The organism is Bacillus sp. FSL R5-0659, assembly GCF_038008785.1.
GTDB classification, from domain to species: Bacteria; Bacillota; Bacilli; order Bacillales; family Bacillaceae; genus Bacillus; species Bacillus safensis.
Genome location: NZ_JBBOZU010000001.1, coordinates 1961340 through 1972555, shown reverse-complemented (window position 1 = coordinate 1972555; position 11216 = coordinate 1961340). Strand labels below are relative to the sequence as shown.

The following is an 11216-nucleotide window of genomic DNA, read 5'->3' as shown; positions in this document are numbered from 1 at the left end:
CACATCTCAACCTTTCGTGTTAAACCTTTTTCGAACGTAATTGCTGCTTGCTTTCATCCGAAAAATGAAGTGTCTCCACTACTTTAATATAATCAATTCTTGGCGAATATCCAAGTGTCATTATGTGGCCAGCTTCCATTAATTCGTCTTTGCTAATGGATTTACGGCCGTTTTGCTTCTGCCGCTCCCAGAAGAAAAAGAGATCTGAAGCGGGCAAATAATAAACGGAGCCAAAAGCGGATATAATAACGAAACAAATGCCGCCTTGTTTTTCAACCTGTTTCATATGCTCAATTTGATGGTCGTGGAAATTTTTGAGCGGAAACGAGGTAGTGCTTTTGGTTTCCTTTGCTTCAAAATCGATATAGCGGCCTTTGTACACCCCGTTATAGTCTGTTGTGGAGGATTGTTTAAAATAGGCTTCTTTAATGACAGCAGCACTTCTTTTTGGATAATCCACATTCACAATTTGAACTGGGGTAGGCTTTTTATGAATGACTGCGATCCCGTTGACCAAATAATATTGGTTCGTTTCATTTAAATCAGCCTCAAGCGTCATCCCGCGGTTACTATAAGAGGATTCGCCGCTGATTCTTTTTTTTGTCCCAATTTGTTGAATGGGCTGATACGATTTTCCGTTTGGATACCGAATCATCAAGTTTCAGCCTCCTTTTAATGCATTTTGTATTGGAGAGATCACCATGTTGTCCCAAAAAGAGCACATCATCACTCAGCAAATTTTGCGAGAAACGAAAGCAAAAAATAAAGACAACCTGACGAGGACAAATGCTTACAAGCGGTTTTATGACCGGCATCCAGAGATGAAATGGTCGCTGCTCGCTTCCTTTGTCTCAAGAAATGCAGGGTGGTCAATGACAGATTTAAAGGGCGAACTCTTCCATCCAGGTTTAACGGATCAGCAGGGGCACCTTTTTTTCACAGCATATGAAAGAGCGAATTGGCTGATCTTTTCGGATGCTTATCCTCAGCTTCTTTTGTATGAATGGTCTAAGAGATGCAGTCAACCTTTGTTTCATCTGCTGCCTTATTTCTCCGTGTCTCGTTTTATGAGCGCTGAGTGGGAACATTTTTGGCTAAAGCATGACACAGAGCGTCTGCTTTATGCACTCATCATAAATGAACAATATACTATACAATCTCCTATTATACAAAATCCTCTTCTGAAAAAGAATGTTTTTCACTCGATTCAATATCTTTTCAGCGAGTGGGGACATTTCCAAACCGTTGTTTTTCCAACGGTGGACGGGCATTTGTACGGCTTAACCATACGGAAGTTTTCCAATGTAAAGGAACGCATTACATTAGGTAAAAAACTAGCGAAACTATTATTTCGAGCCGATTTGTTTTCGGATTTTTATCATTTTATGCATACCGTTCCGCATACTGGGTCTCGGTTTGATTTTGAGCCGTTTTTAGGGATCGCTAGAAGGTCAACACCTTTTCTTCGAACGGTTTATCCGGTGATGACACATTCATTAGACGATCAAAGGGAAGATTGGTTTCAAAAGAAATTGAGTCCATCTTTATTTGAGGCAGAGCCGCTGCCAAAGCAGATTGAGCTGACGGACTGGTATTTTCATAAAAAAAGACAGCTTCGTTTTCTTTTCTCATTAGAGCACTATTTTTTGCATAAATAAAAAGCAGGGGGTGCCTGCTTTTTTTTACGTAGATGGACGATTAGGACCGCCGAGCTTTTTATCAAGCTGATCTGTACTGTTTTCTTTCCCTTTTGGATTTTGCTCTTTTGGTGCTGGCTTCTTTTTCATGAAATCTACCTCCTTTTGTCCTTAGAATTTACACAATCGGACGCAATCATACAAAGAAGGACAAGCATCTGTCGAAAAGGAAGAAATAGCGCTTATCTACACTTAGATTGGCGATTTGCTTCTAGTTTTGTCATGTGTGAAGGAGGGTGAGAAAGAAAAGAGAATGTAACGAGAGACGATAAAGGAGGAATCTGATGATGAGCGAATTTGTATCAAAAGAATCCATTATGCAGTTGTTAGAGGAAATCGAGCGAAAAATTGATGCGGTGGAAGCAGAGCTGTCTCTTGCTGTGAATCAGACAAAACGTGCAGCAATAGAAGAGCAAGAACAAATCATTGACCGGCTTGAATCAGAAGTAAAGGACTGTGAAGTGAAGCTTCATGCAGCCGAGTATAAACTGGCGGCAAGACCGGCATATCACGCCGGATAGCTTTTCTATTTGAGCAATAGGTAAACGTTTGATAGGATGGTTCATAGAGGTGAACACTTTGGATAATCAAACATTACTTGAACATACACAAAACTTGAGAATATGGATCGAAAAAGCGTATGAGCAGTACCAAAAGGGAAAGGCTGAAGAGGAGTACCCATCGTATGATTTTTATACGGATATTCAGCCGGCTGTTAATACATTTGATCAGAAAATGGAAGAGTGGCTCACCGCAGCTATCTCCTTTGTTCAACAGGTCAAACCTAGATATTTACACCAAGAACAGCTTGAAGCCGTAAAAGAAAATGGTAAAGAGGTTGTCCTGCAATCTTATTTTGGCAAACAGCACGCACCCCGTGTAAAAAATTTAGTTGAGTCAGTGGTTTACACACTGAACCTTTTAATAGAAGAAATCAAACAGCGCAGCTAAAGACATAATGCTGCGTTTTTCTTATGACTTCTTTAGGCACATCTTCTGCTTTTGATCATAATATATGAGTGACATCAATATGTGATGAGAGCGAGAGGAGCGAGATAGATGTTCCCTTATTCAAACCAGCAGCCTTATGAATTCAATCAATTCAAGCAAAGGCCTTTTCCGTATTCAGAGATGCAGCAGCAGCCTCCGCAGCCTCCAGACTATTTCATGCCGCCATATCAAGGTGGAATGAACCAGGCACCATCTACTGTTTATCAGCCGCCTTATGGATACCAAGAAAACGTGCCGCAAATGCAGCCGCCTGAAGCGATGAATCCACCGCAAATGCAGCCGCCAGGCATGATGCCCATGCAGCAGCCTATGAACCCTTATCCTTTGCCAAGACCGCAAAAACAGCAGCCATCTCAGTTTAAAAGTGTGCTGTCACAATTCAAAAAGACGAATGGGCAATACGATTTTAACAAAATGTTTGATACAGCTGGCCAAATGATGAGTACAATGAATCAAGTAGGCTCATTGGCGAAAGGATTTACAAGCATTTTTAAAGCATAGTTAAAACCCAATAGATCGATCTATTGGGTTGTTTGCTTTGGCGCAGATACACGAAGCGATTGATCTTTCCACACACTTTTCATTTTCGTTTCATCTATTTTTGCCGGCATTAAAATGGTTTTTGTAAAGCTTGAATACGAGGAAGTCGTATCCGTTTTAATTTTTTCCTGCACTGATAAGTGTAAATATTGAGCTTTTACTTCTAGCGCAATGTCTCCTTCGACAAAATGGTCTGGAAATTGAATCTCGATATACACATTCTGTTCATCTTCTGTCACATCAGTCGTAATTGATGCAAGTGATTGCGATGTGGTCATGAGTGCCTCCGCACTATTTAATATCTCGTGAAACGGGGAGGATGCAAAAAATTGTTCAATCGCTTCATATAACATATCTTCATTTGCCAGCAATTCATGTTTGTTTTCGCCATCTTGTTTCATTCGAATCACCTCTCATCTACAGCCTATGCAGAAAGGGCTCAGGCGGTTATCAATTGATGAGAGGAAAAAATTATGATTAAATAGTGTTGAATGAAGCAAGGTGTATAGGCGTAAAGTTTCTTACACTAAATAGATTTAGGAAGCAAAGCTTGAAGGGAGCAAATTGACATTGCTGAAAAAATTATTCGGTTTCGGAAAAAACCAAGATGATGTAAAGGAAGAAGTCATTTATTCTCCAGTTGATGGAGAGTTAATGGATATGACTGATGTACCAGATCCCGTCTTTTCTCAAAAGATGATGGGAGACGGCGTAGCAGTAAAACCAAAAAGTGGGACGATTGTGTCACCAGTAGAGGGTGAAATCATTCAGCTCTTCCATACAAAACATGCAATTGGCATTCGAACACTCTCGGGGCTTGAGCTTCTGATTCATATCGGGCTTGAAACAGTTGGGTTAAATGGTGAAGGATTTGAAGCGCACATTAAAGAAGGGGATAAAGTGAAAATCGGTGACCCTCTCATTACGTGTGATTTAGAACTGATTGAAGAGAAAGCATCAAGTACAGTGACACCGATTGTGATTATGAATGGTGACCTAGTCGAACGACTTGATAAAGAACCAAAAGGCTCTGTAGAAAAGCAGATGTCCAAGCTCTTTACAGTGAAAATGAAATAATCCATGAATAGAAAAAACTACCCGTTAATAGGGTAGTTTTTTTATTGAGGATATTAATCCTCCATTGGAACCCAGCCTTGACTCGCTTCCATGACAGACCACAAACCTTCTGGAATGAGATACTTGTCTTTTTGGCTGCGTTTAATGACGGTTTCAATCTCTTTTTCTCTGCCTTCTTTAATCTTTTTAGCCCAATCTGGGTCGACGATCAGCTCTCGTGCGACAGCAATCAGAGGAATCCCTTGATTGTAAGCATGGAGAGCATCTTCAGCTGTAATGACGCTGCCTACTCCAATAAGCGGAAGAGTATCGCCGCAGCGTTCTTTTAGCAGTTCCATACGTGTTTTATTAGAATCTGCGCCTCGTCTTGCTTTAGAGCCAATCTCCATTAAAGAGATATGCAAATAATCGAGGTTTTTTGTTTTGAGAACATCCACTAATGTAAACGTCTCTGTCATTGTTAAACCAGGTGTTTCAGGTTCTTCAGGAGATAACCGGTATCCAAAGATAAACGGTTTAGCTGCATGTTCTTTGATGGCCTCTTTGACTGCATCTACAACAGCAATAGGGAAAGCTAGACGTTTTTCTTCATTTCCTCCCCATTGGTCTGTACGCTGATTGCTATGCGGTGAGTAAAATTGCTGTAATAAATAACCGTTTGCTCCGTGAATTTCCACGCCGTCAAACCCTGCTTGAATCGCTCGTCTTGCCGCTTCTTTAAAGGAATCGATAATATGAGTAATTTCCTCTTCTTTTAAAGCGCGTGCAATTTGTTTTCCATCTTTGAACACATCACTTGGCGCAACCACATCACCGTTTGGAACTAAATGAGGGAGAGCCTGAGAGCCGCCGTGATGAATTTGGATAATGGCTTTTGTTCCTTTTGCCTGGATAGCTGAAGCCAGTTTTTTCAGGCCAGGGATATCTTCATCTCTTGCGATAGAAGGCTGTCCTTCAAATGCCTTCCCATCTGGAGTCACGTTCGCACATGCTGTAATCACCATACCCATTTCACTTGATCTAGCTGTAATGAAATCAATTTCGTCTTTTGAAATGGTGCCATCGTCATGAGAACCAAAGTGTGTCATTGGAGCAACCACTAACCTACCATCAATAGAGGCACCTCCAGGAAACGTAAATGGTTCAAATAAAGGCTTAAATTCGTTTTTCACTCTGATCATCTTCTTCCTTGATAAAATCATTTCACTATAGAAGTGTAATGGATACTGTTACAACAGTTCAAAGTATTTGCTCATAAGCCCAACATCAAAAAATTGCCGCCTAGTCATGCAAACAAATATTCGGTACACTAGAATGAGAGGTGGACGCAATATGAAAAAGAAAACAATGAACGAACTGATAGAAGAATTAAAGAAAGACGAACAGGTAGAGCATTGGCATGAAATTGAAGCAAAGCCTGCACAGACCTCTCCCGTTCCTGAAAGAGTGGACGACAGGCTAAAAAAGGCGCTTGAAAAACGAGGCGTGAAAGAACTGTACATTCATCAAAAAGAAGCCTTTGAACGAGTAATGGATGGTGAACATGTTGTAACGGTTACACCAACAGCTTCAGGTAAAACGCTTTGCTACAATCTGCCTGTTCTTCAGTCGATTGCAGAAGACCAGACAAACCGCTCTCTTTATTTATTCCCAACAAAAGCGCTCGCGCAGGATCAAAAGAGTGAACTTAACGAGATCATCCACGAGATGGATGTTCCGATTCATAGTGAAACATATGACGGTGACACCTCACCAGCCATTCGGCAGCGAGTGAGACAAGCAGGACATATTGTCATCACAAACCCAGATATGCTGCATTCAGCCATTTTGCCTCATCATACGAAATGGGTCAGCTTGTTTGAGAATTTGAAGTATATTGTCATTGATGAGCTTCATACATATCGAGGTGTGTTTGGCAGTCATGTGGCTAATGTGATTCGCAGGCTAAAGCGAATCTGCGCATTTTACGGAAGTGATCCGGTGTTTATTTGCACTTCAGCAACGATTGCGAATCCAAAAGAGCTGGCGCAGCAGCTCACAGGGAGCAAGGTGCATCTTATTGAACGAAACGGAGCGCCTAGCGGTAAAAAGAATTTTGTGTTTTATAACCCGCCAGTGGTGAATAAACCATTAAATATTAGACAAAACGCTGCCACTGTCGTCAACCAATTGGCTAAAACATTTTTAAAAGAAAAAATTCAAACGATCGTTTTTGCTAGAAGCAGAGTACGAGTAGAAGTGATTTTAAGTCACATTCAAGAGCTTGTGAAAAAGGAAATCGGTCCAAAATCGATTCGCGGGTATCGTGGAGGCTATTTGCCAAAAGAGCGGCGCGTGATTGAAAAAGGGTTAAGAGAAGGAGACATTTTAGGTGTCGTCAGCACAAACGCCCTAGAATTAGGGGTAGATATAGGTCAGTTAAAGGTATGCATTATGACGGGGTATCCTGGCAGTGTAGCGAGTACATGGCAGCAGGCAGGACGTGCTGGAAGGCGTCATGAGGAGGCGCTTATTATCATGGTGGCAAGCTCCTCACCCCTTGATCAATATATTGTCAGACACCCTGAATATTTCTTTAATAGACCGCCTGAAGCAGCCAGAATCAATCCTGAAAATCTCATTATTTTAGTGGATCATCTAAAATGTGCTTCCTACGAGCTGCCATTTCGGACGGATGAACAGTTTGGCGACATGGAAGTAGAAGATATTTTGCAATACTTACATGAAGAAGGAGTTCTTCATTTTAGCGGGAACCGGTATTATTGGTCAGATCAATCGTTCCCAGCACATGGCATCAGCCTGAGGTCTGCAAGCCAGGAAAATGTAGTGATTGTGGATCAATCAGATGTAGCGAATGTCCGAATTATTGGAGAGATGGATCGATTCAGTGCGATGACACTGCTGCATGATGAAGCGATTTATTTACATGAAGGGGTTCAGTATCAAGTAGAAAAGCTAGATTACGAGCATCTGAAGGCTTATGTGAAACAAGTGGATGTAGAATACTATACAGATGCTAATTTAGCTGTTCAGCTCAAGGTGCTTGAAATCGATCAGACAACAGAGAAAGAAGCGGTATCTGTTCACTACGGTGATGTCACTGTCAACGCAATGCCAACAATTTTTAAAAAAATTCGGCTCAGCACTGGTGAAAATATCGGCTCTGGTCCGATTCACTTACCTGAAGAAGAAATTCATACGAGTGCGGCCTGGTTTGAATTACATGAAGCAGAGCGGAGATTTGAAGAGAAAACACTTGAACAGCTGCTGCTCGGCATCGCAAATGTTCTTCAGCACATTGTACCAGCCTTTGTGATGTGTGACCGTTCAGATATTCATGTTGTTTCACAAATTAAAGCGGCACATACCGGTAAACCGACAGTCTTTTTATATGACCACTACCCTGGCGGAATTGGCTTAAGCAAAGAGGTCCAAGCTCGTTTCGATGAAATAGCAGGTGCAGCCATTCAACTGATAGAGCGGTGCCGCTGTGAGAACGGCTGTCCATCCTGCATTGGCATGGAAATGAAAGAAGTGAGCGGAAAAAGCAGCATTGTTGAATTGATGTCTGTATTTTAAGGGGAAGGAGGAAGAGAGCTACTCATGTCACTAAAAGGGAAATTAAATAGAATGAAGAAGCACTTATCGCACAACCAGCCAAACGAAAAACGGCAAAAAGCAGTGGAAGGAAAGCCCCAGCCTGTGACGGCTGATAAAATCCCATTTTTAAAGGAATGGGAGCAACTGGGTGCAGCTCCATATCACTTTGAGGATTCCTTTTGTCTCATTCGAGAAGTCACCTATTCATTAGATGACAAGCATGGACTCTATTCGTTTGCGGAACTGCCAAAGATCATCGAGGCTTGGAACAAAAGCGGCATCCAGCATTCACTATCGGCTAAAGGTTACAAACCGCATGAACTGTTTTTCTTTGATACAGAAACAACAGGATTATCTGGCGGGACGGGAAATATGATTTTCTTGCTTGGACATGCGCGGGTTTTTGCTGACAAAGTAGTGGTGAAACAGCACCTGCTCACAAATCCGGGAAATGAAGCGGCTCTTTATAAAAGCTTTCTCGATGAAGTGAACGTAGAATCGCTTGTTACATATAATGGAAAATCATTCGATTGGCCGCAAGTGAAAACGAGACATACTTTGTTGCGAGATCAAATCCCTGCGCTTCCAGAGTTTGGCCACTTTGATCTTCTGCATGGTTCAAGACGATTGTGGAAGCATAAATATGAACGAATGGCGCTGTCTGTGGTTGAAAAAGAAGAGCTGCACGTTCACCGGGAAGGCGACACACCAGGTTTTTTGGCACCGATGATCTATTTTCATTTTTTAAAGGAACAAAATCCGAAGCTCATCGAAGGGATTTTGACTCATAATGAATTAGACGTCCTTTCGTTAATCAGCCTCTACATCCATCTATCCAAAAAAATCCTATCTATGGATGCGGTAAAGGAGCACGATGAGAAATACGCGCTGGCTAGGTGGCATCTTGCGCATCGAGATGTACAGGAAGCTACGAAGCATTTGCGGGAATTAACAGGTGCTGATTTTGAACATGCCAATCAGGCGGCTTATGATCTCTCCTTACAATATAAACGGCTAAAAGAGTGGGATGAAGCAGTTCGAATTTGGGAAACATTATTTGAATCAAGTGATGTCCATTTAGCATTAAAAGCAGGTATAGAGCTTGCGAAGTGTAAAGAGCATCGCCAAAAAGATGCAAGGTCAGCTCTTTCCATCACCGAATCTTTATTATCTTTCTCATCGTTAAGCGAACGAGACACGGAAGAGCTTGAGAAACGAAAAAAACGGTTATTGAGAAAAGCTGGGCAATGAAATATTATTACCCGGGAAAGCGCAAAAAATGACAACGTTCGGCTCTCGGCCGAAAATAAAAAATGTTTAGCACTTTTATTGTAGAAAGGCCGCGAATCCTGTAAAATAACGTTAGATATTGAATGAGGAGCGTATAGCATGTATAAGGGTCTTTTCTACTTGTTTTTTCTTGTGGTCATTTTGGTCGCTTTTGTGTTTTCGAACTATAAAGATATTTTTCTTGCCAACTTTTAAAATAGGTTAATGCATTAGTACATGTACACCTCTTGATTCATACATTGTTAATGTAAGAAAATAAAGGAGAGGGGAATGCTACATGTACCATCATCATCATCATTGCCATCCGAATGTTACACAGCCAATTGTTCATCCGACGAATCATTGCTGTACACACAGCGAGTCAACAACAATTGTGCCGCATATTCACCCGCAGCATGTGACAAATGTTCACCACCATAATTTCAAACATGTTCACTACTTCCCGCATACGTTTTCTCAGGTGGACCCGACAACACATCAACACTTTAACTGCGGTGGACCTTGCTGTAACAGATAAAGTGAATGGGACTTTTATAAGTCCCATTTTTTAAAAGCAGGTGAAGAAATGAAAATTATTGCTGTCACAGGGTACAAGCCGTTTGAGCTTGGGATATTCAAGCAAGACGAGCCTGCACTTCAATACATAAAAGCGGAGCTTCAAAAAAGGCTGACAGCCCTTATCGAAGAAGGTCTGGAATGGGTGCTCATATCAGGCCAGCTTGGGGCAGAAATCTGGACAGCCGAAGTGGTGTTTGAGCTTCAGGAGGAATATCCAGCGTTAAAACTTGCAGTCATTACGCCATTTTATGAACAGGAAGAGCGCTGGAATGAGCAAAACAAAGAATTGTACGAAGGAATTCTTTCACAGGCCGATTTTGTAGAAAGTGTCACGCATAGACCGTATGAAAGTCCGGCACAATTTAAACAAAAGAACCGCTTTTTTATTGAAAAAACAGATGGTCTTCTCGTCTTATATGATCCCGAGCATGAGGGATCGCCGAAGTATATGATTAGAGAAGCAGAAGCCTATACCGATTACCCCATTATGTACATCACAATGGATGATCTAAGAGCACAGGTTGAGGCGGAAGATCCGTTTTTTGATTAAAAGCAAGAGAAAATTTGACAACGTCACGTATTTCTGAAAAAATATACTATGAATTCACGATATGAGGTGAAAAAGATGCTTGCTGATAAAGTAAAGCTTTCTGCGAAAGAAATTTTAGAAAAAGAATTTAAAACAGGTGTCAGAGGGTACAAACAAGAAGAAGTCGATAAATTTTTAGATATGGTCATTAAAGACTATGAGACCTTCAACCAAGAAATCGAAAAACTTCAACAAGAAAACCTCCACTTGTCAAAACAGCTTGAAGAAGCTGTTGAACAGGGGAAAAGACAGCCTGCACAGTCTAATACAACAAACTTTGATATTTTAAAAAGACTATCGAACCTTGAGAAACACGTTTTTGGCAGCAAACTTTATGATTGAGTCTTGCTGAAAAAGCTTGTGTCAGATGTCATTGTCGTTTATAATAACGCTTATTGATTAACGTTCGGGTAATCGCTGTAATGCTATTTAGGGCATTGCAGAGGAAAGTCCATGCTCGCACGGTGCTGAGATGCCCGTAGTGTTCGTGCCTGGCGAAAAAATAAGCCAGGGCAGCCTGGGAAAGGCTGACGGCAGGAAAAATGCCTACGTCCTTTTTAGGATATGGCAAAGTATCCTTGAAAGTGCCACAGTGACGAAGTCTCACTAGAAATGGTGAGAGTGGAACGCGGTAAACCCCTCGAGCGAGAAACCCAAACTTGGTAGGGGAACTTTCTCAAAGGAACCAAACGGAGAGAAGGACAGAGAATTCTGTAGATAGATGATTACCACCTGAGTACGAGGCATTTGCCGTTTGCAGTACGATGGAACAAAACATGGCTTACAGAACGTTATATCCGTTATAATAAACATGATGAAAACAAAGCTCTCCTATTTCAACATATGGAGAGCTT

At 41.4% G+C, this 11216-nt stretch carries 14 protein-coding genes and 1 other RNA gene; 11 read left to right on the top strand and 4 right to left on the bottom strand.

Going from position 1 to position 11216, the window contains the following annotated elements; all coding sequences use genetic code 11:
* Positions 1-19 precede the first annotated feature (19 nt).
* Entirely contained in the window at positions 20-655 is a 636-nt protein-coding gene (gene recU, locus NSQ72_RS09930) for a Holliday junction resolvase RecU (protein ID WP_058837936.1), read from the bottom strand.
* 46 nt (positions 656-701) lie between these two features.
* On the opposite strand from recU, the gene NSQ72_RS09925 reads away from it, so the two are divergent.
* Positions 702-1658: a DUF2515 domain-containing protein gene (locus NSQ72_RS09925; RefSeq protein WP_059377727.1), complete on the top strand. Its 957-nt coding sequence runs from the start codon at positions 702-704 to the stop codon at positions 1656-1658.
* A gap of 24 nt (positions 1659-1682) precedes the next feature.
* Here NSQ72_RS09925 and sspM read toward each other — a convergent pair whose 3' ends face one another.
* Positions 1683-1787: an acid-soluble spore protein SspM gene (gene sspM, locus NSQ72_RS09920; RefSeq protein WP_039179471.1), complete on the bottom strand. Its 105-nt coding sequence runs from the start codon at positions 1785-1787 to the stop codon at positions 1683-1685.
* 197 nt (positions 1788-1984) lie between these two features.
* Between sspM and NSQ72_RS09915 the strand changes: the two genes are divergently transcribed.
* From NSQ72_RS09915 to NSQ72_RS09905, 3 genes are all read left to right on the top strand, one after another.
* A complete protein-coding gene (locus NSQ72_RS09915; RefSeq protein WP_224928722.1) occupies positions 1985-2218 on the top strand; it encodes a DUF5446 family protein in 234 nt (77 codons plus the stop codon).
* A 49-nt stretch (positions 2219-2267) separates the two neighbouring features.
* Complete coding sequence (locus NSQ72_RS09910) at positions 2268-2648, top strand: YppE family protein (RefSeq protein WP_235354764.1); 381 nt, start codon at positions 2268-2270, stop codon at positions 2646-2648.
* Between the two features lie 108 nt (positions 2649-2756).
* Positions 2757-3209, top strand: coding sequence for a YppG family protein (locus NSQ72_RS09905; RefSeq protein ID WP_341083948.1), 453 nt, complete (start codon positions 2757-2759; stop codon positions 3207-3209).
* Between the two features lie 20 nt (positions 3210-3229).
* Here NSQ72_RS09905 and NSQ72_RS09900 read toward each other — a convergent pair whose 3' ends face one another.
* Entirely contained in the window at positions 3230-3649 is a 420-nt protein-coding gene (locus tag NSQ72_RS09900; protein ID WP_064497513.1) for an Hsp20/alpha crystallin family protein, read from the bottom strand.
* Positions 3650-3818: 169 nt separating this feature from the next.
* Between NSQ72_RS09900 and NSQ72_RS09895 the strand changes: the two genes are divergently transcribed.
* Positions 3819-4325, top strand: a complete 507-nt coding sequence (locus NSQ72_RS09895) for a PTS sugar transporter subunit IIA (RefSeq protein WP_039183169.1) — start codon at positions 3819-3821, stop codon at positions 4323-4325.
* A 53-nt stretch (positions 4326-4378) separates the two neighbouring features.
* Here NSQ72_RS09895 and NSQ72_RS09890 read toward each other — a convergent pair whose 3' ends face one another.
* On the bottom strand, positions 4379-5497 hold the full coding sequence (locus tag NSQ72_RS09890) for an NADH-dependent flavin oxidoreductase (protein WP_231730903.1): 1119 nt from the start codon (positions 5495-5497) through the stop codon (positions 4379-4381).
* Positions 5498-5657: 160 nt separating this feature from the next.
* Here NSQ72_RS09890 and NSQ72_RS09885 point away from each other — a divergent pair, with 160 nt between their 5' ends.
* The 6 genes from NSQ72_RS09885 (at position 5658) to rnpB (ending at position 11151) form a co-directional block, all read left to right on the top strand.
* Positions 5658-7904, top strand: coding sequence for a DEAD/DEAH box helicase (locus NSQ72_RS09885; protein WP_341083947.1), 2247 nt, complete (start codon positions 5658-5660; stop codon positions 7902-7904).
* A 24-nt stretch (positions 7905-7928) separates the two neighbouring features.
* Positions 7929-9176 (top strand): ribonuclease H-like domain-containing protein, encoded by a 1248-nt coding sequence (locus tag NSQ72_RS09880; protein ID WP_341083946.1) that lies wholly within the window; start codon positions 7929-7931, stop codon positions 9174-9176.
* 316 nt (positions 9177-9492) lie between these two features.
* The gene (locus tag NSQ72_RS09875; protein WP_073206049.1) at positions 9493-9732 is read left to right on the top strand and encodes a CotD family spore coat protein; all 240 of its coding nucleotides are present in this window, start codon (positions 9493-9495) and stop codon (positions 9730-9732) included.
* A 48-nt stretch (positions 9733-9780) separates the two neighbouring features.
* A complete protein-coding gene (locus NSQ72_RS09870) occupies positions 9781-10323 on the top strand; it encodes a DUF1273 domain-containing protein (protein ID WP_047203245.1) in 543 nt (180 codons plus the stop codon).
* Between the two features lie 75 nt (positions 10324-10398).
* Positions 10399-10704, top strand: coding sequence for a cell division regulator GpsB (gene gpsB, locus NSQ72_RS09865; RefSeq protein ID WP_012010336.1), 306 nt, complete (start codon positions 10399-10401; stop codon positions 10702-10704).
* Positions 10705-10764: 60 nt separating this feature from the next.
* Positions 10765-11151: RNase P RNA component class B (gene rnpB / locus NSQ72_RS09860), an RNA gene on the top strand.
* Positions 11152-11216 lie beyond the last annotated feature (65 nt).